The sequence below is a fragment of the Salipaludibacillus daqingensis genome (assembly GCF_029891575.1).
GTDB lineage: Bacteria > Bacillota > Bacilli > Bacillales > Salisediminibacteriaceae > Salipaludibacillus > Salipaludibacillus daqingensis.
Window position 1 is genome coordinate 67772 of sequence record NZ_JARZHF010000002.1, and the last position, 24753, is coordinate 92524.

The following is a 24753-nucleotide window of genomic DNA, read 5'->3' on the forward strand; positions in this document are numbered from 1 at the left end:
AAAATGTAAAAATTAAATTCGAATACTTAAATCCCCCTTCACTGTGCATGATAAAGATAGTATATAAATGACCAGAAAGGGGTCTTTTACATAATGAGTAAATCTGAAAATCAGATTCCCATCTCAAAGAATTTTGAGAAAAATATCGATTATATGATAAAAGAGATGAGAGTCGAAGAAAATTTCGATGTGATCCACCACAAAATAGAAGCTGGTGGACGTAAAATTGGGATGTTTTTTATCGATGGTTTTGCAAATGATGTCGCTGCTATTCAAGTGCTAAGAAATTTCAAAACCATGGAACCTGATGCACTTGACGAAGATCCAATTGACAGATTGCTCAAAGGAGTCATTCCTCACCAAGAAACCGAAACCTCTGAAGATTTCGAACAAGTTATCGGACAAGTGTTATCCGGTCAAGCGGCCTTTGTTGTCGAAGGGTGTTCTAAAGTGATTCTTGTTGATATTCGAGAATACCCTGCACGTAGTCCTGAAGAACCGGACTTAGAACGTGTTGTTCGCGGACCTAGAGATGGATTCGTTGAAACAATGGTTTTTAATGTGGCAATGATTAGACGAAGAATAAGAGATCGTTCCCTCACCATGGATTACTTACAAGTTGGCCAGCGATCGAAAATGGACATCGTTGTCTCCTATATTGACAGTATTGTTGATCCGACATTAGTTGAAAAACTGAAAGAGGTTATTAGTAAAATCAATATCGACGGGTTAACGATGGGTGAAAAAACATTAGAAGAATTTCTTTTCGGGAAGAACTTAAACCCCTATCCTCTAGTCCGATACACGGAAAGAGGTGACACGGCAAGTACTCATTTAATGGAAGGTCATGTGATAATTATTGTAGATGGTTCACCAAGTGTGATGATATGTCCGGTTAGCTTTTGGCACCATTTGCAACATGCAGAAGAGTATCGCCAAAAACCAGTCATTGGTGCCGCTTTAAGATGGGTAAGGTTTGCCGCTGTTATAATTTCGTTATTCTTATTACCTTTATGGTTTATTTTCGCAACGTCACCGGAATTACTCCCGGAAAACTTACATTATGTTGGTGTTGATGATCCAGGTGAAATACCTTTATTTTGGCAATTTATGATAGCCGAACTAGGTGTCGAAATGCTCCGGATGGCTGCTATTCATACCCCGAATGCGTTGGCAACCGCGTTAGGATTAGTCGCCGCTCTCTTAATTGGAGACATTGCTATTCAAGTTGGATTATTTACGGAAGAAGTTATATTATATACTGCTGCCGCCGTGATAGGCAGTTATGCCACTCCAAGTTATGAACTTAGTTTAGCTAATCGTTTTTTCCGAGTGGTTTTTCTCATCGCAGCTGCGTCATTTGGAATAAATGGGTTAATCATAGCAATTACGCTTTGGTTAATTATTTTAGTGAATACCAAAACGTTAAAAACCCCTTATATGTGGCCTTTCATTCCATTTAGTCCAAAAGAATTTAATGACATTTTGGTTCGTTTTCCTATCCCATTTAAACATAAACGACCAAGATTCCTCCATACGAAAGATGACACAAGCCAGTAAACAAAAGCCTTTAAAGCATCCTTTTAATTGTCAGCACTAGACACTTTTAAAAATGAATATCCCTAAAACAAACTGTATTTTTGTCACATACAGAAAGAACCTCTCAACCTTCGCTAATATTGAGGTTCAGAGGTTCTAATAGTTGAATCATGACGGATCATTTTTAAGAACGTTCAGTTATGGCAACACGACCCACTGCCATAAAATAAGCAAGTATTCAAATCTGATTTTGTTGAACGAGTATATTAAAAAGCCATAAGAGCATTAAATCTCTTATGACCTTCATTCATTTTTGGTGAAAATGATGATTCATTATTACAAGTTAATTATAATGGGTCTTCTCGTAAAATGACCAACTATTAACCCAAATTGTTAAAAATTATCGCTTTTAATTTTTTTAAGTCAATTGGTTTCGTGATGTAATCATCGCAGCCATTTTCCAGTAACTCTTTAATAGTTGAATCGTTTGCATCCGCACTGACTGCGATAACAGGAATTTTATTCGTGAACTTACTAGATTTCAATTGTTTTAATACGTCTCTACCATTAATATCTGGTAAGCCTAAGTCTAAAAAGATGATGTCCGGCTTCAATTCTCTTGCTTTAAATATACCTTCATGTCCGGTATTTTTTGAAATCACATTAATCCTTTTCTCATCAATACTTTCTAACATTGCTTCCATAATATCGATGTTATCTTGTTGATCTTCGATATATATAACCTTTTTCAACTTTGAATGATTAACTAAAAATTCTTTTTCGGTCTTTTTTTCATCTATGGAAACATCACTAACCATTGTTGTTTTTTTGAAAGACACCCAAAATGTTGCACCATTTTCTTGATTATTATAAGCACCATAATTTCCGTTCATTTTTGTCGATAAGTTTGCAACGATAGCTAATCCAAGGCCCGTTCCTTTCCACTTTTTCATGTTTCTTTCGCTTCTATAAAACGGTTCAAATAAACGATCAACACCATCTTTAGGTAGTCCAATTCCTGAGTCTGTTACATTTATTTTAATCGATGATGTAATTTTATCTTCTTTTATACTTACATATATTTTTCCTTTAGAAGGGTTAAATTTAATCGCATTTGTAAGCAAGTTGTTTAAAATTTGCTTTAAACGTAACTCATCCGCTTCAATCATTAATCTCTTGTCAACCTGATCAATGGCTGCATCAATAGGATGATTTTTATTAGTCGATAATGTCTCAATACACTCGTTTATAAAGGAGTGAACTGGGATTGGTTTCATATCCAATTTAATGTTCCCTGCTTCAATTGCTGAAAAGTCTAATATTTCATCTATTAACGCTAACAAATGATTAGATGAATCACTTATCTTGTTTAACATTGACTTATTCTTTGGATCGAATTTATCATCCTCTAGCAAAAGCTGTGTAAATCCTGAAATAGAATTTAATGGAGTTCGTAAGTCATGACTCATTTGTGACAGGAATATATTTTTCATTTCATTCGCTTTTTCAGCATTATGTTTCTCTATGTTGAGATTCTTCTCTCTCTCTTTTCGAAAAGCGTTTTCCATTATTATTTTTTTGTTCTTCTCTTTCATCAATTGATATTCTTTTTCAATCTTTTTTAATTTATTTTTTTCATCTGGTTCCACTTCTGATACATATTTAGGGTGATAAAGGGGAGATTTCATTATTTTGTCATCTTGCATAAAAAATTGATGTACTTTTAACATTTCATTTTGAGTAAATGACGATACATTTAGGGCATTATAGGAACAGACAGAAATAACATTTTCTTTTCCCATAAATGAATTACAATCACATTCATATTTCCTAAGTTCAATGATAAATGATTCCTTCACTAACACTTGTCCCCAAATTCTAGTTGTTAAATCCTTTGCAATATTAGGCTTTATAAGGTCAACAAGGTTTTTAAAACCATTCGCTGCATCAAAATTATCTTTAGGTAAATAAAAATCAACATTATTTACATAAGTGATATGAGTTAAATGTTTTTCAGTATAACCAAGATCTCTAATTTTTTGATTGACTTCTTTAAAAAACTCATCGTTTTCTACAAGTAATATTTTATCGTTATTATCTAATCCTTCACAAATATATTCTATAGCATTTTTTATATATTTATCATATTCGTTAAACATATAGAGAATATGAGCACCGCGATCACCACTGGAATTATTTGTTAGTTCATGAATTTTGCTTATATCTTTATTCAAAAATACTGATTCGTTAGTGATAAAATGACTCCCTTTCAATTTAAGCAAAATATAAATATAAATGTATTATAACAGGATTAACCATTTTTCTCGACAGTTATTCAATAATTTACGTTCATTAATGACAATTATTACTAGTTATTTCAACATTCTCTATCTCATTATATGTTTTCGCGAGTTGGTAACGAAAACCTTGTTTAATTTAGCAATTATAATAAAAACTAAGAAATGTTTGGACTAGACATATGTTTTTCCAAGAAAATGTTGGAACATATCGTCGAATGAATATCGTGTCGTTCAAACAAAAATATCGTTGGAGGTGTTGTTATGTTTGGAATGAGACGAAATAATAAAGGGAATGGTAATGCTGTGATGTATTCATTAGTTGGTTTAGGTGTAGGTGCAGCTGCCTACGGAGTTATGAGAGGACGAAACAACAGAGGGAATAACATGATGGAACCCGTACAAAAAGCATTTGACCAGATGAGAAATTAGGTCAACATTCAGAAAGAAATCGAACAGCTTATCATGGATAGGCTGTTCTTTTTATTTACAAAAAAGAAACCCTCAGAGCCATGATAGCTCCAAGGGTTTGTCTGTTTATTAATAAGTCTGTAGGTACTGCTCGCGCTCCCAAGGGTGAACTTGTGTGCGGAACATATCCCATTCGATTTCTTTTGATTCAATAAAGTGCTCTAATGCGTGAGCTCCTACTGATTTCGTAATTGTTTCGTTCTTTCTTAACGCATCAATTGCTTCTTTAAGGTTCGATGGTAAAGCTTCGATACCTTCTGCTTCGCGCTCTTCTAGATCCATCGCATAAATGTTACGATCTGTTTCAGCTGGTGGCGTCATCTTGTGACGAATACCATCAAGACCTGCTGCAAGCATTGCTGCCATTGCTAAATATGGGTTAGCTGCAGGGTCTGGACTACGAACTTCGATACGAGTACTTAATCCACGTGACGACGGGATACGTACTAGTGGAGAACGGTTACGCATTGACCATGCAATATAACAAGGTGCTTCATAACCAGGCACAAGACGCTTATATGAATTTACTGTAGGGTTAGTTAATGCCGTAAACGCATGAGCGTGCTTTAACGTTCCTGCTAAGAACTGCATAGCAGTTTCACTTAGTTGATTCTCAGTATTTGGATCAAAGAAAGCATTGACGCCACCTTCTTTAAATAAAGACATGTTCGCGTGCATTCCACTTCCGTTTACACCAAACAATGGTTTAGGCATGAACGTTGCGTGAAGACCGTGTTTACGAGCAATTGTTTTAACAACAAGTTTAAATGTTTGAATGTTGTCACAAGTCGTTACAGCATCTGCATATTTAAAGTCAATTTCGTGTTGTCCTGGAGCTACCTCATGGTGAGATGCTTCAATTTCAAAGCCCATGTCCTCAAGCTCAAGAACGATATCACGTCGACAGTTTTCACCTAAGTCTGTTGGTGCCAAGTCGAAGTATCCACCTTTGTCGTTTAACTCCAGTGTTGGCTCACCGTGCTCATCATTTTTAAATAAGAAGAATTCTGGCTCAGGTCCGATGTTAAAGTCTGAGAACCCAAGTTCGTGTGCTTCTTTAAGTACGTTTTTCAAAGCTCCTCGTGGGTCACCAGCAAATGGTGTTCCGTCTGGATTATAGATGTCACAAATTAATCTTGCTACTTTACCTTTTTCAGGAGTCCAAGGGAAGATTACCCAAGTGTCAAGATCTGGATACAAGTACATGTCCGATTCTTCAATTCGAACAAACCCTTCAATTGATGATCCGTCAAACATCATCAAATTATCCAATGCTTTTGTTAGCTGCGTTACTGGAATTTCAACGTTTTTAATAATCCCTAGTAAATCTGTGAACTGTAATCGGATAAATCTTACATTTTCCTCATTTGCCATACTTAGAATGTCTTGTTTAGAATACTTACTCATTCTTATAGTCTCCTCCTTCAAAATATCTGTTACTTTTCATTTGGAGTAACAGGACGTTTCTCCTGACTAACTCCTTTGTTGAAGAACCTGTTATTCTGAAATAACCGAACATTCAAATTCTTCGTTTTTTTAACGATAAACACATGATAACGAAGATGGAATTATTTTTGTTCGATATTGTCAGATTATCTGACAGGGAAATTTTCTGACAAAGGAAAAGAGAGCAGGCTATAATAAACCTACCCTCTTTCTAACAAGCTTAACCGAATTTTTATTATTTCAGTCGATTTTCTTCAAAAATTGTCATCACTGCTTCCATTACGGCAATTTTTATGTGCTCAAAAGTTAAGCCACCTTGAACGTAAGCTGTGTAAGGTGGGCGAATCGGGCCGTCGGCTGTTAATTCGATACTCGATCCTTGAATAAACGTTCCTGCTGCCATGATCACATCGTCTTCATACCCTGGCATATAGCTCGGGTGTGGCGTCACATGGGCGTCAATTGGCGATGAAGCTTGGATCGATTGGCAAAAGGTAATCATCGCTTTTTTATCCGGAAAAGAAACAGATTGAATCAAGTCTGTTCTCGGGGCATCCCATCTAGGCGCTGTATCCATCCCTAACTCGCTTAATAGTTTCGCTGTAAACATTGCCCCTTTCAGTGCTTCATTGACAACATGTGGTGCTAAAAAGAACCCTTGAAACATATCAAGCAACGTGTTTAAACTTGCTCCACCTTCGAGACCAATGCCTGGAGCTGTCATCCGGTTACCACATAGACTAATAAGTTTTTTCTTGCCAACTAAATATCCGCCCGTTTTTGCAATTCCACCACCTGGATTTTTGATAAGTGATCCGGCAACGAGATCTGCACCAACATCCGATGGTTCTTCTTTTTCTACAAATTCCCCGTAGCAATTATCAACAAAAACAATCACATCTGAGTTAATGTCTTTTACCACTTTTATCATGTCACTAATTTCTGAAACCGTAAACGAGGGCCTGTTGGCATATCCTTTCGAACGTTGAATGCCAATAACTTTCGTTTTATCTGTCATTTGTTGGCGTATTTGCTTAGCGTCAACTTGATCATTGTTTAAGGGGATTTCTTTATAGGTAACGCCAAAGTCCATTAACGAGCCGGCATTGTCATCGCCTCTTAGACCAATTACTTCTTCTAATGTGTCATATGGCTTTCCTGTGATGTACATAAGTTCATCTCCTGGTCGAAGAACGCCAAACAATGCTGTTGAGATAGCATGTGTACCTGAAACAATTTGTGGACGTACCACGGCTGCTTCTGTGCCAAAAACTTGAGCATACACTTTCTCTAACGTTTCTCTACCCATGTCATCATAACCGTATCCTGTTGAAGGTTGAAAATGAAATTCAGATACTTCGTTATCTTTAAATGCTTTTAACACTTTTCGTTGATTGTACTCTGAAATTTTCCCTCTTTCTCTAAAGGAAGGTTGTAATGCCTCGATCGTTTCTTCTGCTAATTGTACTATTTGTGTGCTGGTCATAGTCTGTTGCAACGTCATTTCTCCTCTTTATTCTTCTTGTCTTTTTTTCAATTCATGATATATCGCTGATTTCGGTGGAGCATAGCCACGAACCATATATCTTTCCGTACTTTCTTCAAATGATCTTTCTAGTTGAATCGTTTCTTTCTGTAATCGATGAAGCCATTTACCTTCATCAGATTCTAAATAAACGATGTAAGGTAAAAACTGCTCTTCCATAACCGATTCTATTTTCATTTTAAGCTTGTCCAAATCTTGATCTTCATGAGCACTAATTAATACCGATGCCCCTTGACTGTTTGCAAAAAAGTCGTCTTTTATTTGATCACGTTTATTATAAACCGTCAACATAGGAATTTGATGTGCTTCCAAATCTTCTAATAACTTTGTCACCGTTGATTCGTGATTGATAAAATCAGGGTTTGATGCATCGACGACGTGAATAATTAAATCTGCTTCTTTCACTTCTTCTAGGGTGGAGCGAAATGCTGCGATTAACGTTGTAGGTAATTGCTGAATAAATCCAACTGTATCGGTCATCAATACTTCAATGCCAGAAGGCAATTTTAACTTCTTTGTTGTAGGGTCAAGGGTAGCAAATAGCTTATCTTCAATATAGACATCAGCATCAGACAACCTATTTAATAACGTTGATTTCCCAGCATTTGTGTACCCAACTAAAGACATTTGAAATGCTTGATTTTTTTTACGCCTTTCTCGATACCTGTCTCGGTGTGCCACAATTTGTGATAGCTGTCGTCTAATTTCATCCATCCGATCACGAATATGTCGTTGATCAATTTCTAACTGCGTCTCACCCGGACCTCTCGTACCAATTCCCCCACCTAAACGGGACAACACATGACCTTGCCCGCGAAGGCGCGGAAGGGAATAGCTTAATTGCGCAAGTTCTACTTGTAATTTCCCTTCTTTCGATTGTGCTCGACCGGCAAAAATATCGAGAATCAATTGCGTTCGGTCAATGATAGGTGTGTCCATTTGGTTCGTTAAATTTCGTAATTGAGACGATGAAAGTTCATCGTTGAAGATGACTAAATCAGCATCTTTTTCTTCGACCATCAGCTGTAATTCCTCTACTTTTCCTTTGCCTATATACGTTGCAGAATGCGGATGCTCAAGGCTTTGAGATACCGTCGCAACAGCTAATCCTCCTGCTGTTTTCGTCAAAGATTCTAACTCTTCCATGCTGTATATAAAATCTTCTTCATTGGCTGATTTTTTCTTAACCCCAACGAGAACAACCGTTTCTTGATTTACTTTTGGCTGAGTATCGATGATATTCACCTTCCTATCGTCATTCTAATAAAATGTTGTTAAATGCTTTTGTAAAGTCGCCTCTCACTAATGTGAGAAGTGCCTCTTTATCATAGTTACCTTCTTTCAATAGTCGAACTGCTTGCAAGCGAATGGCTTTCTCTAATAAGTTTCGGATAAAACGTCCGTTACTAAAACGCTCATTTTGATATTCTTTCGCTACTTCTAAAATTTCTTTAATATACGGTATCGCATGATTATTAATATCATAATCTCGTTGCCAAGCCATCTCTTTTAGCATTTGTATTAGTTGATCTACCGTGTAGTTAGGGAAGGACACAATCATCGGGAATCGTGATGGCAATCCAGGATTAAGTCTGAGGAAATGATCCATTTCTACTGGATAACCTGCAAGTATTAGCACAAATTGATGTTGCTGATCTTCCATCAGTTTTACTAACGTATCGATCGCTTCTTTTCCGAAATCTTTTTCTCCACCTCTAGCTAATGAGTAGGCTTCATCAATAAATAGCACTCCGCCCATTGCCTTCTGAACTAAATCTTTTGTTTTTTGCGCTGTATGTCCAATATATTCTCCAACGAGGTCTCCTCGATCTACTTCAAGGAAATGGCCTTTCTCTAATACATTCATTTCTTTTAACATCGAAGCAATTAACCTTGCAACTGTCGTTTTGCCTGTGCCCGGATTTCCTTTAAAAACCATGTGAAGGGATTGTTTGCCAACTTTTAGTCCGTTTTCTTCTCGACGTTTGTTTAAATAAAGCCACGCATACAACTCGTGAACAAAAGATTTCATCGAATCTAATCCTACATACCGATCAAATTCTTTCATCACTTTATTATATTCTGTATGGTTTAAAAAAGGAGAAACTTCAGATGAAGGATTGGACGCACCCTTCTCTTCTCTGTTCGTTGATTTGATCACAACATTAATTTGTCCCCGTTTTTTCATTTTAGCCGATTGTTCCACCGAAGTCACCGTCCTCTATTTTAGAGTGGAAAGGTTTCTGTCACAACTACTATACGCAAAAATAGATAAGACGTGACAAAAGCCTATTCGATGGATGAAAACAACTTAAAACCGTTAATTTTATCTTGAAGCGCTCTTAAAACTAAGAATCTAATTTAAACAATTTTAAATACGAAGTAAAAAACCCAGCACCTTGTGCCGGGTCCTCCAATTACTTATTATCTTGATTAAGCTGCACGTTACGTTGAGGTGAGAAAGTGGAGATCGCATGTTTGTATACAAGCTGTTGTTTTCCGTCTGTATCCAAAATGACAGTAAAGTTGTCGAAACTTTTCACATGCCCTCTCAGTTGAAAGCCATTAAGTAAAAATACCGTTACAGGAATGTTATCTTTTCTCAATTGATTCAGAAATTGATCTTGAATATTCACAGATTGTTGTTTCATTTTTTACAGGCCTCCTCTAGTTCCATTATTAACTATATTCGCTATTAATAATAACTTTCCTTTAAAAATGTATGAATTTCTTTTAGCTTTTTTTCCCGGTTTGTTGTCATATCAAACCATTCGATGTCCATTTTGTTTCGAAACCACGTTAATTGGCGTTTTGCAAACCGTCGAGAGTTTTGTTTTAGCTGGGAAATGGCCGCGTCCAACGAAACTGTTCCTCGAACATATTCAAGAATTTCTTTGTATCCAATCGCTTGCATCGATTGACAGTCTCCATACCCTTCCTCAAATAACCTCTCTACTTCGTGAATCAATCCTTGTTCAATCATTTGATCGACACGCTCGTTAATACGATCATACAACATTTTTCTGTCCATTGTTAGTCCAATTATCGTCGTATCATATAAAGGAGACTCTTCATTGGTTAGTTGTTCTGACAATGGCTTTCCAGTTACATGATGAACTTCTAAAGCTCGAATCACACGCCTTCGATTATTTGGGTGAAGGTTCTTGTAACTTAAAGGATCGGTTTTTTTTAATTGTTCATGTAAAGCATCATTTCCGTGTTCATCAGCAAACTTATTTAGTCGATCTCTAAATAAACGATCTTCCGTCGCCTTCGAAAAATTATAATCATAAATCACGGAATTGATATAAAGACCAGTTCCCCCAACGATAAACGGCATTTTTCCTTTTTCCGAAATGGATGAAATTGATTTTTTCGCCAACGACTGAAAGTCAGCAACAGAAAAGGATTCATCTGGCTTTTTAATATCTATCAAATGATGAGGAATGCCCTCCATTTCCTCCTTACTAACTTTCGCCGTGGCAACGTCCATGCTCTGATACACTTGCATGGAATCTCCACTAATTACTTCTCCATTAAACTGTTTCGCAAGTGAGATACTTGTCGCTGTTTTCCCTACCGCAGTTGGACCAACGATAACGATAAGAGGTTGGTTATTTTTCATTATTTTCACTCTTTTCCAAGTCTATTATTCCGAATTGATACGTAGCTGACCGGCGAACATCGACGTGAAAACCGAGTGTTTTAAATCGCAGGCTCTTAAAGTGATCTTTTAATATGACTCTTTTTCTAGCGATTCGTTTCGCCTCGTTAATGACTTCAAGTGACAGTGACTGTGCTGAGGAAATATGCCTAATTGGATCAAACCCATGTGATTTTTCTACTTCCGTTTCGAACATAGGATCAAAATAAACAATGTCTACACTATTCGTTTGCTGAGACTGAAACCAGGTCAAATGATTAACATGTAAAACTTCGATTCGCCGCATCGCCTCGTTTAGAGGTTGAAAAGATGATTCATACGTCGATAACCCTTCGCTAACGATGTGAGCAACAATTGGTGAAGATTCAAGCCCTATCACTTTTCCTTTTTCACCTGTAGCCAAACTAGCAAGCTGAGCGTCTGAGCCTAACCCTAACGTCGCATCAACAACAACGTCGCCTTCTTCTACGTTACAAATGGAGACGATCGGATCATCTCCGTATCGATATAGCCTTTTCGCACGAAACATCGCCGCATTAGGATGAAAAAAGAACGGCTGATCTCCGCAACGATGATGAGCTTCAATTCCAGAAGTACGAACAATAAAAATCGTCGTATTCCACTGCTCGATCATCTTTTGGATGGACTTTTTATTTCGCTCAATAAATGGTAGCTTCCATTTTACAGCAATGTCGTTCGCTCTTTTAACCATCTGCTCAGATGGACGACCTGTTGTTGTAACGACACCCGACAAAACGTTCGATTCTTTCTTCATTACGACATCACACGTTTAAACATTCGTTCGATTTCGTACGTAGAATAATGAATGACGATCGGACGTCCATGTGGACAAGTGTAAGGATCTTCACATGTGCGCAACGTTTCAACGAGTTGAAACATCTCATCTCGCGTTAAATGGCGATTAGCTTTAATCGCTGCTTTACAAGACATCAAAATCGCTGCTTCTTCACGAATTTTACCTATATGAATCGTTCGTTCTGATTTCAATTGTTCCAACATGTCTGAAATCGTTTCTTCCTCCAAACCTTTCGGAAACCATGTCGGGCAAGAACGGATCACAAATGTTCTCGTTCCAAACGGTTCCATGAACAAACCAACTTTCTCCAATGTATGTTGATATTCTTTAATCAATTCTTCTTCTGCCAACGTAAATTCAAACGTTAATGGAACGAGTAAATCTTGTAACTGATTTTCCGTAGACGCTAATTTATCTCGGTAATATTCATATTTGATTCGCTCTTGAGCAGCATGTTGATCAATCATATATAATCCTTGATCATTTTGCGCTAAGATATACGTTCCATGAAGTTGACCGATCGGATACAAAATCGGTATTCGTGATTCTTCCTCTGCATCATGATTGGAACCCACACCTTCGTCTTTTTCATACGATTGTTGCGAGACTGTCTCATAACCTTCCGCTTCTTCATGTTCCTCTGTGTTTACGTCTTCCGCTTCCCAATCGACTTCTTCATGCACGTTTTTATCGATAAACGCACTCGTCGTTGTTTCCTTTACTGTATGCTTCGCTTCGTAACTTCCTATTGTACCCTCATCTGGAGCGTTCTCGCGTCTCGATGATTCCCCTTCAGCGGATTCCTTTTTATCTACTAGTGAATGAGACGAGTCTTGCTGAGAAAAAAACGATGGCTCCGCTGACTCAAAAGACAAACTCATCTGTTCCGATTTTTCTCGAACGGATTTTTGTTTTGTCGGACCATCAGGAATTAATTGTATCCTCTTAAAAACATCACGGATCGATGATGTAATAAGTTGTTGCAATGCTTGTTCTTTGCTAATACGAACTTCTAATTTCGAAGGGTGTACGTTCACATCTAACAAAATTGGGTTCATTTCAATATGTAACACAACAAGTGGAAATTTCCCAATCGGAAGTAGTGTATGGTAGCCTTCTTGGATAGCTTTTAACAACGGATAGTTTTTTACATAACGCCCGTTTAAAATCGTCGAGATATACGATCGATTTGACCTCGTTATTTCCGGTTTAGCTAAATAACCTTTCACCTTAAAGTCCATTGATTCCGTTTCTATTTTCACCATTTTCTTTGCAACAGATGATCCGTAAATGGATGCAATCACACGAGGAATATCTCCGTTCCCAGTCGTTTGAAGCATGGTTTTTCGATTATGCGTTAGTATAAACGCAATATCTGGATGGGAAAGTGCCATACGGTTAACCACATCTGAAATATGGCCTAACTCTGTATGAATTGTTCGTAAATATTTAAGTCGTGCCGGGGTATTATAAAACAATTCCGTCACAAGGATTTCTGTTCCTTTACGAGGGGAGACGGTTTTGCGATGTTTAATATGTCCCCCTTCTAAATGAATTTCGTGTCCAACTTGTCCTCCTGTACTCGTTTTCAACGTCAGTTTTGATACAGAGGCGATACTAGGCAAGGCTTCTCCACGAAAACCTAGGGTTTTAATCCGAAATAAGTCACGATCATATTTAATTTTACTCGTAGCATGTCGGAAAAAAGCTCTCTCCAAGTCGTCCTCTTCGATCCCATCACCATCATCAAGAATGCGAATCGAAGACAACCCGCCTTCTTCAATATCGATCCGGACGTTGGAACTGTTTGCGTCGATTGCATTTTCCACAAGCTCTTTCACTACAGAAGCAGGTCGTTCAACCACTTCTCCCGCAGCAATTTTATTGGAAAGGAATTCATCTAGTTGTAGAATATTTGCCATGTTCGACCTCCTTAACGCTTAAGTTTCCGCTGTAACTTGTCCAACATTTGTATCGCTTCGATCGGGCTCATATGAAGAAGATTTGCCGATGATAATTCTGCCAACACTTTTTCTTCATAGTCTCTCGTTTTAGATGAAACTTCTTTTTTCGCAGCAATCACTTCTTCTTCAAATAACGTAAGCTGTTCAGGTTCATCATTCTTTTTTGATGGGAAAAAGGAAGCTTCCGCTTTTTTCAAATCAGCCTCTTCTCCAGACGCTGCTCGCTTCGTCTTGTAGTCCTCCATGTCTGACTGATCTTGTTCAAATTTCGCTAAAATCGTTTTCGCTCTCGATATGAGCTTCTTTGGAAGGTCAGCAAGTTCAGCCACATAAATTCCGTAGCTTCGATCTGCCGCCCCATCGATCACTTTATGAAGAAACACGACGTTCCCGTTTTCTTCCTTTGCAGAGACGTGAACGTTTTTCAGTCTAGGTAGCGCCGCTTCTAACGTCGTTAACTCATGATAGTGTGTCGAAAACAACGTTTTAGCGCCAATCTCATCGTGAATATATTCGATAATTGCTTGCGCTAACGACATACCATCGTACGTTGATGTGCCTCGACCAATTTCATCTAACAATATCAAACTATTTCTCGTCGCTTTTGATACGGCGTGTTTTGTTTCAAGCATTTCTACCATAAATGTGCTTTGACCTTGAGCCAAATCGTCAGCAGCACCAATACGCGTAAAGATTTGATCAAAAACGAGAAGTTTTGCTTCGCTCGCTGGAATATAACATCCCACTTGAGCCATGATCGAAATTAACGCCAACTGCCGCATGTAAGTGCTTTTCCCCGCCATGTTCGGCCCAGTTATAAGCAGCAACTCTCGGTCTTCATTTAACACAATATCGTTTGAAATGTAGATCCCTTCATCGATCATTTTTTCCACAACAGGATGCCTAGCATCACGAATAACCACGTCTCCTGCTGTTTGTAAATCAGGCTTCACGTACTGATTTCGCTCCGCCACTTCAGCAAAACTTTGTAACACATCAAATGTACTAATTACATTCGCTAGCTGTTGCAACGGTCTAATGAACGGTTTCACTTGTTCACGAATTTTCATAAACAGTTCATATTCAAGCTTTTCCGATTTTTCTTCCGCTTCTAAAATCAAGGTTTCCTTTTCTTTCAACTCTTCTGTAATAAACCGCTCCGCATTGGACAACGTTTGCTTACGTTCATAACGGCCTTCTGGAAGCTGTGGTAAGTTAGGTTTTGTCACTTCAATATAATAACCGAACACTTTATTAAAGCCGACTTTTAACGAACGTATGCCCGTTGCCTCTTTTTCTTGTTTTTCCAACGCAGCAATCCATGCCTTGCCGTTTTTCATCGCATCACGGTACTCATCTAGTTGCTCGGAATAACCTTCTTTAATAAGTCCTCCATCCGTTATGCTAATGGGGCAGTTCTCTTCAATGCTCGCTTCTAACAGCTCGCGAAGATCCTCACAATCCCCTACGTCTTTCATTAACGCCTTTCCGTAACGACTCTTTAATGACGCAACCGTTTCAAAAATTGCCGGAACTTTCTCCAACGATTTTTTCAGTTGGATTAAGTCTCGCCCATTCACATTTCCAAAAGCCACTCGTCCGGATAGCCGCTCTAAGTCATACACGCCTTGCAACTGCTCTTGTAACGTTTCTCTTGCAAAAAAATCATCGAACAGTTTCCCAACCAGTTCATGCCGCTGCTCAATCGTTTGAGCGTTTAATAACGGTCGCTCGATCCACTGCTTAAGCATACGACCACCCATAGCCGTTCCTGTTTGATCAAGAACCCATAGTAACGACCCTTGTTTCTTCTTTTCTCGCAACGTTTCTACTAATTCCAAATTTCGTTTCGAATGGACATCCATCGTCATAAATTCTTGTGGCAAGTAAAACTGTGCGGCTTGAAGATGATCAAGTGATCGTTTTGTCGTTCGTTTCAAATAACTAATGAGCTGAAAACATGTCGCTTTTATTTTTCCATCAGATAATCCTTCCACGAGAGGTAGTCCTTCTGGAACAGGTTCCGTGTGATCTTCAAAAGATAAAGTGACACGAAGTCTGTTTCTTAGTTCTTCTTTCTCTTTTTCTGAAAAAGATGTTGGGAGGATCACTTCTCGAGGACGAAAACCAGTCATTTCACTTAATAAATCCGTAAAGTCTGCAATCGTCGTCACGAGGATTTCCCCTGTTGTCATATCCGCCGCGGCTAATCCATATTCGCCACCTACAAACGGTGTAATCGACAAGAGGTAATTATTCTCCTTTTCTCCAACGGCTCTGCCTTCCATCACAGTACCTGGGGTGATAATTTGTACAACTTCTCTTCTTACAACCCCTTTTGCCTGAGCTGGATCTTCCGTTTGCTCACATACGGCTACTTTATAACCTTTTTCAATTAGTTGTGATATGTATAGTTCAGAAGCATGGTGAGGAACGCCACACATCGGAATGCCGGCATCACCTTTTCCTCTTGCTGTTAAAGTGATTTCAAGTTCTTTTGCTGCTTTTTTTGCATCATCATAAAACAGTTCATAAAAATCGCCTAAACGAAAAAATAAAAAGGCGTCCTCATAGTCTGCTTTGATTCGTAAATATTGTTCCATCATAGGTGTCACCGTTGCCATAATTATCATCCAACCTTTAGTTCATCATTCTTCTTAAATACGGATTCATTATATCACAAGAGCTCCTATTGATTAATTCATTCATGCTAGAAAACTTACAAAAATTCAAAAGACAGTGAGCTTATGAAGCTTATCATTTCGACGGTATCAAAATTTGAAAGCACACTTTAAAACAATCTCGTATATATCCTTAAGCTTAAAATAAAAACACACAGCTAAAAGAGTCCTGCTTCTCCCCAGCCTTTCCGCAAACATCCTATGATAACAGAACATTTTCCATACAAAAAAAGAGAGAGAAAATCTCGCTTTCTCCCTCGGTGCTTTTTGTTCTATTCATCTAGCTCTCCCGTTAAGAAGTTAGGGTCTAAATCCTCAAACTGTTCATCTTCAATTGGATCATCCCACAGCTCTTCATTCCACTGATCAGATGTTCCTTCAGGATTTACTTGTACGGCGATTTTTGTTTCACCAATGACCTCGACTAGGAACTCTCTTTCCACTTGGACCGTTAAATCTCTTCCATTTTCAGCGATAAGCGCTTCTAGTGTATTTGGTTGTTGGATCGTGCGAGCAATCACTTCAAGATCTTCAGATAAAATATCGCTGTCTTGCATGACAAGAGGGACCACATCTGTATAGCTAACAGTTTCTGTCGCTACACTTGTTTTCGTATTACCTGAATACGAAAACCAGCTATTGATGTCATACGTCCCTTTAATTTCAACTGCATCCCCCTTCTTTTTTGAGACATACTTGTGGTTAATGATCCAGCACCCTAATATACTCGTAGGCTTATCTTGCGGCGTAATCGTATGCTTCGTTTCGGAAAACTTACGCCCTTTTCCACAAACGGCCTTCGTAATGATTTCTCTGTAATGTACATCTTTGTCTGATTCTGACATCGCTTTTCCTCCTCACACATAAAGTGGACTTCTACCTATCGGATATTGTTCCTCTTTGACTCGTGTCACCTCAATCTGATTATGACCGAAAGTCAATCTTCCACCTATGCTTATTCTCTCCCTCATTCACTGATACTCTCGTTGACGTGGGATCAAAATAAGCTATGAACATTGAACATTATGAAAGATTACAAGATTTACATTTCATCGTATGCAAGACAAATGACTAGTGTGCGATGATTTGCAGGAAAGTGATCCACTTAAGAAATACTCGTATCATGAGAGCTCAAATTATGTATATGACCAATTATTCCAAAACATGATGAAAGACAAACGTAAATTTAAATGAATTACATTTACACCCCATCTAAGTCCCGAGGATACAAGGATATCTCTATAAAAAATATGATTGAGTATATGATTTTATTATAATAACTACCATTCTTTTTTAAAAGATTCGGTCTGAGACGTGCTATACACCCTTTTAAAAATAATTATTGACAAGTGTGAAGGAGAGGAGTAAATTACTCTTATAATTACATATATATTACCTTTTATCGCTTAATTTGTTTGTTAATAACAAAGCGGAGGAACCAATACTTTGACAAATAGGTATACTACTTGTCTAGGGGTGAATCTTGTTAAAGAAGGGGGACTCTCACCCTCCTAATCCGACAGCTAACTTCGTAAGCGTTTAGAGAGAAAGGTCCTATTGTTAAGGCCTTTTTAAGAGAGGCCTTTTTTATTTTGTTATTTGGAGATGAAAAGATGAACAAAAAAAGACAGTTTGTTGTGATCGGACTTGGACGTTTTGGTGGCAGTGTATGTAAAGAGCTAATTGAGCAAGGGAATGAAGTACTAGCAATGGATATGGATGAACAAAAAGTCAATGACTACTCAAGGATTGTCACTCATGCTGTGGTCGCTGACTCCACAGATGAAGCAACTCTGCGATCGTTAGGTGTTCGAAACTTCGACTTCGCCGTAGTCGCTATTGGTGACAACCTTCAAGCTAGCATATTAACAACGCTGTTGTTAAAAGAATTTGAAATCAAAAATGTATGGGTTAAGGCGAAAAATAATTACCACCAGAAAGTTCTCGAAAAAATAGGGGCAGATAAAGTGATTCACCCAGAAAGTGATATGGGAAGAAGAGTTGCGCAACAAATGTCTGACGAGAATGTGATCGATTTTATCGAATTATCCTCAGATTACAGCATTGTTGAATTAATTGCAGTTTCTAAACTGGAAGGGAAAACATTAATCGATTTAGACATTAGAGCTCGTTTTGGCATTACCATTTTAGCGATAAAAAATGGTGATGATATTAATGTTTCTCCCGACCCTGACTATCGAATAACTGCTGGTGAACTTCTTATTGTTATCGGACATAATAAAGATATTAAACGATTTGAAGAAGTGGACATGTAAAACAATGGAATATTTAAAACTAAACTCACTCCACTAACTTTTCTCTATAAAGTACCGTGAGTTATACTAACAAATGAATGAAGGGCTAGCTATGTGGGAGTTTAAAAAATTAAATTCAATCAAATTATCATCCGTACAAATGGTCGTAGTATTTTACTTTGGCGCCGTATTTTTATCAACGATATTAATAAGTTTACCTATTGCTTTAAAGCCAGGAGTAACATGGACATTCATTGATGCTTTATTTACTGCAGTAAGTGCTGTCAGTGTCACAGGGTTGACCGTTGTCTCTACTGCAGAAACTTTCAGTGTCCCGGGGGTATTTATTTTAGCCTTTATCCTTCAGTTTGGCGGAATTGGTATTATGACACTTGGGACGTTTATTTGGGTTATTTTAGGAAGGAAAATTGGCTTTCGTGAAAGAAAATTAATCATGACAGATCAAAATAGACATACTTTCTCTGGTTTAGTTCGCCTTATGCTACAAATTTTATCCATGTTTTTAGTTGTAGAAGCGATTGGTACTGTCATTCTTGGAGTATATTTTATTAATTATTTCCCAACGTGGCAAGATGCGTTCGTTCAAGGATTTTTTGGTGCTGTGAGCGCTGCTACCAATGCTGGTTTTGATATTACCGGAGAATCTCTTGCCCCATTTGCTAATGATTATTTTGTTCAGACGATAAATATACTTCTATTGATATTTGGTGCCATTGGTTTTCCTGTCTTACTTGAAATAAAAGAGATGCTGTTACACAAAAAAGAGGAAGGAAAATTTCGTTTCTCTTTATTTACTAAAATTACTTCTTTTACATTTTTTGCATTAGCATTCATAGGGTCCATATTAATTTATTTTTTTGATAAAAATCATTTCTTTTCTGATAAATCTTGGCACGAAACGCTATTTTATTCGGTATTTCAGTCTGTTACTACGAGAAATGGTGGCTTAGCTACAATGGATGTGGCTGAATTTACCTTATCCACTCAAATGGTACAAAGCGTATTAATGTTTATCGGAGCTTCACCTAGTAGTGTTGGTGGGGGCATAAGAACAACGACATTTGCGATTGCAATTTTAGCCATTTATTCATTTGCAAAAGGACGACAATCTATAAAAGTATTTAAACGTGAAATAGATGCTGATGATATTACCAAATCATTTATTGTTATTATAGTAGCTTCGATGCTTTGGGGATCATCGATAATTTTGTTAGCACATCTGGAGCCATTTCCTTTAATGGAGATTATATATGAAGTCAGTTCTGCTTTTGGAACAACAGGATTATCGATGGGGATCACACCAGAATTGAGTACCCCTAGCAAGATAGTAATTATCTCGTTAATGTTTATTGGTAGGATTGGAATTTTCTCATTCTTGTTTCTTATTCGTGGGAATACTTCTGCTGAACCTTACCATTATCCAAAGGAAAGAGTTATTATCGGCTAATTTTAACTTAGTCAGCTTTATTTTTCTTAAGGACTAGTTTGTCTGTCGTCTTAATAAGCAACATCTAAAATGTTCTCGCTTGTTAAGACGGCATAAAGTCCCGCATTTCCTCTCTCTATCACTTGCTGCTTCCATTTTTCATCATCCGGGTAAAACAGTCCACGAAAGTCGCTTTTGATTTGGTCTTCCTCTTCTTTTCTAATCGCTCCTTTAAAATACAACTGGTTTTCATTGATCATCGTTTGTGTACAATGAATTAAACTCATTAAAGAATCACCGATCGTTCCAAATTCGAAAAGACAAATAGTCGGGTTTATATTAGGATTGAACTGTTTTGTTTTTCCAAGAAGATAGTCTTTTGAGTCACCAGTAACGTCTTCATCCGATACTTTTTTCACAAGTGAAAAGGATAGATCTCGTTGCAACTCTTCTTCCGTTCTTTCATCATCCTCCATAAAAAATATCGTCAGTTCATCTTTTTTCTCCCCACCTGTATGCATATCGATGTGTAGAAGGTGATTATACTTTTTAACCCAGCTTAAATATCTTGTTTTAAATTTTATCGTCGGTTCATCATACTCCTGTCCTCCGTAAAAAATGCTCGTTGGATAAGAATACTGTGCATCAGGAGCGTTTTTAAACTTTTGTAAATCTTCTACTGAATATGTTTCTTTTAATTGCTCAGCTAATAATTTGTTATGTTCGGTAACATTCGTTATTTTTTTCGATGGAACAAAGATTTTTTCGTACGTAGGGTCAAATTCAACCGAACTACTATGAACACTATCCCAGTCATCTAGATAATTTCTATTTAAGTCCACGTTATTTTCAGATACTCTTCTTCCATTTCTCATCCCCCACGGATTCACTGCATGCACAAGGCGCAGTCCCGTTGTGTTTGGATTTATATATGGTAAATACGTTTCCATAAATAGGTGTAACATGGCACTTCCCGTATAACCTTCTATGCCATGTTCACCCGTTGTTATAATAATTAAGTGTTCGTTTTCCTCTATCGCATCTGCATGGAGAATGTCAGTTGTGTTGTCGTTTTCTACCTTGCCTATATGATAAGTTTCTAAAGTCGCATTAGGCCAATATTTTTTTGCATTATTCAACTGTTCTCGAAACTTAGACCGAGATTCTTCATAACTTTCACTGAAATACTTTTTCATTGCCTATTACACCTTCCGTCTTAAAATATCACTACAATCACTCATTTCACTTAAAAGGCTCAATTAAACATCATGCCAAACAAATGAAAAAACCGCACCTTCTATAAAGAAGATACGGTACGTTAGTTATTATTTGATTAACATCCGCCGAAAGGACTTTTCGTCGTTGTTCCTTTTAATAAGTCTCCACCAGTTGATTCAATAATTTTTGTTGTCACAGTATTGGATATAGTGTTACTTACCATTTGTAAAAGATTATTCACGTCGGTCTGGGACTGCTTGAATTCAACGACTAGTGGTATTTCATCTAATTCATCTTGCAAAGCATCAATTTTTGCATCAGTTGCTTTTAATGCTTCCGTTTTTTGATAATGCTTTAAATTGACGGCTTCTTTTTGTAATAATTTAATTTTCCCGATGATTTCTTGCACTTTTAAGTGCTCGTTAATCTGACCTTCTGCACGAATAAAGAAATCTACTTCTTCTGTTTCCACAACCATGGAAGCGAGCTCTCTTGCTTTTTCAATAATCTCTGGTTTTGAATATTTTTCTTCCTGACCCATTATGCATTCACCTCTGCCGTTTCTACAACTTCTCCATTAAGCGACCACGTTTTAGCTTCGGTAATTTTAACATTCACTAATTGCCCGATAGCCGATTTTGGTGCTCGGAAGTTGACGGATTTATTCGTTCTCGTTCGACCCATTAATACATCTGGATTTTTCTTGCTTTCCCCTTCAACTAAAACTTCGACAACTTTACCAGTATAAGCTTGGTTTTTCTTCGCTGAAAGATCGTTAACAATCGCATTCAATCGCTGTAGACGTTCTTTTTTCACTTCTTCAGATACATTATCTTCCATCTTAGCTGCAGGAGTTCCTTCTCTTGGTGAATAAATGTACGTATAGGCACTATCATATTCCATTTCTTTCATAAGCGAAAGGGTATCTTCAAATTGCGCTTCCGTTTCGTTCGGAAATCCAACAATAATATCCGTTGTAAACGATGCGTGTGGAATCGCTTTTTTAATTTTGTTCGCAAGCGTGATGTACTCTTCTCGTGTATATTTTCGAGCCATCAACTTGAGCACCTCATTATTTCCACTTTGCACAGGTAAATGAATATGCTCCACAAGATTGCCACCTTTTGCTAAAACTTCGATGAGATGATCATCAAAATCACGTGGGTGACTTGTCGTAAATCTGACACGTGGTATATCTATTTTTCTTATATCATCCATCAGTTCCCCAAGACCGTAATTGACATCAACCAAATCTTTTCCATAAGCGTTCACATTTTGACCGAGCAACGTAATTTCTTTATAGCCATTCCTAGCTAAATGACGCACTTCTTCAATGATATCTTCCGGAAGACGGCTTCGCTCTTTGCCTCTCGTATAAGGAACGATACAATACGTACAGAATTTGTCACAGCCGTACATGATGTTAACCCAACCTTGGATTTGTCCTTTACGAGCACGAGGCATATTCTCAATGATATCACCCTCATTGGACCATACTTCAATGACCATTTCTTTTTCGAAAATGGCGTTTTTCAGTAGTTCAGGTAGACGATGAATGTTATGTGTTCCAAAAATCAAGTCCACGTGTTGATGTTTTTGTAAAATTTTATTAACGACAGATTCTTCTTGGGACATGCATCCACATACACCAACGATCAATCCTGGTTTTTCAAGTTTCATTGGCTTTAAGTGACCAATTTCACCAAACACTTTGTTTTCTGCATTCTCACGAATGGCACACGTATTTAATAAAATCACATCGGCTTCTTCTGTTAAAGACGTTGATTCAAAACCCATGCTTAATAGAATACCAGCCATGTTTTCTGAATCGTGTTCGTTCATTTGACACCCGTATGTGCGAATCAAAAACTTCTTCCCTTTTCCAATCCCTTTCATGTCTTCAGGAATATCGAAGTCATAGTGGACAGAAACGTCTTCTTTCCCTCGTTTTTTCGCCTGTTTCAAGTCAGGACGGGTGAACGTTGTTTGGAAATATTGGGAGTAATCCTTGTTCTGGCCGGATTTTTTGTCCGCAGAAGAAGGTCCCTCCACTGCTTGCGTTTGCTGTTTACGCTGTTCTTCATTCATATATTCATCAATCTCCTTTATTATATTTCCCACAACCTATTATTATAAAGGGTTTTCTACCGTTTCACAACCTAGATTCCAATGGAAAAGACAGAGGAGACTACCTCTGCCTTTTTCGAACATGCTATGAAATGATCCTTAATTCTTTTCCCGCTTTTTCAAACGCAGCCAATGCTTCGTCTAATAACTCTTTTGTATGATCAGCTGTGACAATCGTTCTTACTCTCGCTTTCCCCTTTTGAACAGTTGGGAAAGCAATTCCTTGGGCAAAAACACCGTATTCTAATAGTTTGTCAGAGAGCTGATGAGCTTTTGCACCGTCACCAACTACAACTGGTGTGATTGGCGTGTCACTTTTTCCTGTGTCAAAACCAAGTTTATTTAAACCTGCTTTGAAATATTTCGTATTTTCCCAAAGACGTTCAATACGTTCTGGTTCTTCAAGCAGAATATCAATTGCTTCCGAACAAGCTGCTGTCACTGCTGGTGGTTGAGATGTCGTAAACAAAAATGGACGACCTTTATGGATCAAGTAATCTCTCACAGATTGTGTACTTGCAACATAACCACCCAGTACACCAATTGCTTTACTAAGCGTACCAACTTGAATATGCACTCGACCGTTCAAATCAAAGTGATCTACCGTTCCACGACCATTTCTACCTAACACACCGCTTGCATGGGCATCATCAACCATAATGATCGCATCATACTTCTCACAAAGGGCAACAATTTCTGGAAGAGGTGCTATGTTCCCATCCATCGAAAATACACCATCAGTTACAACAAGACGCTTGCGATAGTTTTGGGTATCTCTTAATGCTTGTTCTAAACTTTCCATATCGACGTGCTTATAAATATTTCTTGCTGCTTTTGTTAATCGAATCCCATCAATGATGGACGCATGATTTAATTCGTCGGAAATAACGACATCTTCTTTTGTTAAAAGCGAAGCTAATACCGCTTGATTGGCAGTAAAACCTGATTGAAATACAAGTGTTGCTTCTGTATGTTTGAAGCTCGCTAATTTTTGTTCGAATTCTTCGTGCATCGTAAACGTTCCAGCAATCGTTCTGACTGATCCAGTCCCTGCTCCAAACTGTTCCACCGCTTTCACTGCGGCAAGTTTCATACGTGGATGTGCAGCAAAACCTAGGTAATTGTTAGATGAAAGTTGAATGACTTCTTTCCCATTTATGACAACTTTCGCTGACTGCTCTGATTCTAAAGGCACGAGTGTCCGAAATACGCCTTCTTCTCTCATCTCTTGCAATTCTTCTTCTAAGTATTCAAATCCGTTCATTCTTCATCTCCTCCTCA

At 37.8% G+C, this 24753-nt stretch carries 19 protein-coding genes and 1 riboswitch; of the genes, 4 read left to right on the forward strand and 15 right to left on the reverse strand.

What is annotated here, in order from left to right:
• The first annotated feature begins 93 nt into the window (after window positions 1–93).
• A complete protein-coding gene (locus QDN89_RS04445) occupies window positions 94–1560 on the forward strand; it encodes a spore germination protein (RefSeq protein WP_280768883.1) in 1467 nt (488 codons plus the stop codon).
• 359 nt (window positions 1561–1919) lie between these two features.
• Here the strand turns inward: QDN89_RS04445 and QDN89_RS04450 are convergent, their stop codons facing one another.
• A complete protein-coding gene (locus tag QDN89_RS04450) occupies window positions 1920–3773 on the reverse strand; it encodes an ATP-binding protein (protein ID WP_280768884.1) in 1854 nt (617 codons plus the stop codon).
• Window positions 3774–4100: 327 nt separating this feature from the next.
• Here QDN89_RS04450 and QDN89_RS04455 point away from each other — a divergent pair, with 327 nt between their 5' ends.
• The gene (locus QDN89_RS04455) at window positions 4101–4268 is read left to right on the forward strand and encodes a hypothetical protein (protein WP_280768885.1); all 168 of its coding nucleotides are present in this window, start codon (window positions 4101–4103) and stop codon (window positions 4266–4268) included.
• A gap of 108 nt (window positions 4269–4376) precedes the next feature.
• Here QDN89_RS04455 and glnA read toward each other — a convergent pair whose 3' ends face one another.
• From glnA to QDN89_RS04505, 10 genes are all read right to left on the reverse strand, one after another.
• On the reverse strand, window positions 4377–5714 hold the full coding sequence (gene glnA / locus QDN89_RS04460) for a type I glutamate--ammonia ligase (RefSeq protein WP_280768886.1): 1338 nt from the start codon (window positions 5712–5714) through the stop codon (window positions 4377–4379).
• A gap of 274 nt (window positions 5715–5988) precedes the next feature.
• Window positions 5989–7257 (reverse strand): methionine gamma-lyase family protein, encoded by a 1269-nt coding sequence (locus QDN89_RS04465; RefSeq protein ID WP_425335370.1) that lies wholly within the window; start codon window positions 7255–7257, stop codon window positions 5989–5991.
• A gap of 9 nt (window positions 7258–7266) precedes the next feature.
• Complete coding sequence (gene hflX / locus QDN89_RS04470; protein WP_425335375.1) at window positions 7267–8535, reverse strand: GTPase HflX; 1269 nt, start codon at window positions 8533–8535, stop codon at window positions 7267–7269.
• Window positions 8536–8554: 19 nt separating this feature from the next.
• A complete protein-coding gene (locus tag QDN89_RS04475; protein WP_280768889.1) occupies window positions 8555–9505 on the reverse strand; it encodes an AAA family ATPase in 951 nt (316 codons plus the stop codon).
• A gap of 211 nt (window positions 9506–9716) precedes the next feature.
• Complete coding sequence (hfq, locus tag QDN89_RS04480) at window positions 9717–9950, reverse strand: RNA chaperone Hfq (protein ID WP_280768890.1); 234 nt, start codon at window positions 9948–9950, stop codon at window positions 9717–9719.
• 44 nt (window positions 9951–9994) lie between these two features.
• Entirely contained in the window at window positions 9995–10924 is a 930-nt protein-coding gene (gene miaA, locus QDN89_RS04485; RefSeq protein ID WP_280768891.1) for a tRNA (adenosine(37)-N6)-dimethylallyltransferase MiaA, read from the reverse strand.
• Window positions 10914–11738 carry a class I SAM-dependent methyltransferase gene (locus QDN89_RS04490; protein ID WP_280768892.1) on the reverse strand — a complete coding sequence of 275 codons (825 nt, stop codon included), beginning with the start codon at window positions 11736–11738 and terminating at the stop codon, window positions 10914–10916. Before QDN89_RS04490 ends, miaA begins: the two co-directional genes overlap by 11 nt.
• Entirely contained in the window at window positions 11738–13702 is a 1965-nt protein-coding gene (mutL, locus tag QDN89_RS04495) for a DNA mismatch repair endonuclease MutL (protein WP_280768893.1), read from the reverse strand. Before mutL ends, QDN89_RS04490 begins: the two co-directional genes overlap by 1 nt.
• Before the next feature lie 11 nt (window positions 13703–13713).
• Window positions 13714–16368 carry a DNA mismatch repair protein MutS gene (gene mutS / locus QDN89_RS04500; protein WP_280768894.1) on the reverse strand — a complete coding sequence of 885 codons (2655 nt, stop codon included), beginning with the start codon at window positions 16366–16368 and terminating at the stop codon, window positions 13714–13716.
• Window positions 16369–16697: 329 nt separating this feature from the next.
• The gene (locus tag QDN89_RS04505) at window positions 16698–17270 is read right to left on the reverse strand and encodes an outer spore coat protein CotE (protein ID WP_280768895.1); all 573 of its coding nucleotides are present in this window, start codon (window positions 17268–17270) and stop codon (window positions 16698–16700) included.
• A gap of 548 nt (window positions 17271–17818) precedes the next feature.
• A riboswitch (cyclic di-AMP (ydaO/yuaA leader) is annotated at window positions 17819–17977 on the forward strand.
• A gap of 61 nt (window positions 17978–18038) precedes the next feature.
• Here QDN89_RS04505 and QDN89_RS04510 point away from each other — a divergent pair.
• Window positions 18039–18701 (forward strand): potassium channel family protein, encoded by a 663-nt coding sequence (locus tag QDN89_RS04510; RefSeq protein ID WP_280768896.1) that lies wholly within the window; start codon window positions 18039–18041, stop codon window positions 18699–18701.
• Window positions 18702–18792: 91 nt separating this feature from the next.
• Window positions 18793–20148, forward strand: coding sequence for a TrkH family potassium uptake protein (locus tag QDN89_RS04515; RefSeq protein WP_280768897.1), 1356 nt, complete (start codon window positions 18793–18795; stop codon window positions 20146–20148).
• A gap of 50 nt (window positions 20149–20198) precedes the next feature.
• On the opposite strand, the gene QDN89_RS04520 is transcribed toward QDN89_RS04515, so the two are convergent.
• The 4 genes from QDN89_RS04520 to QDN89_RS04535 form a co-directional block, all read right to left on the reverse strand.
• Window positions 20199–21323 (reverse strand): M14 family metallopeptidase, encoded by a 1125-nt coding sequence (locus tag QDN89_RS04520; RefSeq protein WP_280768898.1) that lies wholly within the window; start codon window positions 21321–21323, stop codon window positions 20199–20201.
• 137 nt (window positions 21324–21460) lie between these two features.
• Window positions 21461–21886, reverse strand: a complete 426-nt coding sequence (locus QDN89_RS04525; RefSeq protein ID WP_280768899.1) for a YlbF/YmcA family competence regulator — start codon at window positions 21884–21886, stop codon at window positions 21461–21463.
• Window positions 21886–23433: a tRNA (N6-isopentenyl adenosine(37)-C2)-methylthiotransferase MiaB gene (miaB, locus tag QDN89_RS04530; RefSeq protein WP_280768900.1), complete on the reverse strand. Its 1548-nt coding sequence runs from the start codon at window positions 23431–23433 to the stop codon at window positions 21886–21888. Before miaB ends, QDN89_RS04525 begins: the two co-directional genes overlap by 1 nt.
• A gap of 124 nt (window positions 23434–23557) precedes the next feature.
• Window positions 23558–24736, reverse strand: coding sequence for a glycine C-acetyltransferase (locus QDN89_RS04535; RefSeq protein ID WP_280768901.1), 1179 nt, complete (start codon window positions 24734–24736; stop codon window positions 23558–23560).
• Window positions 24737–24753 lie beyond the last annotated feature (17 nt).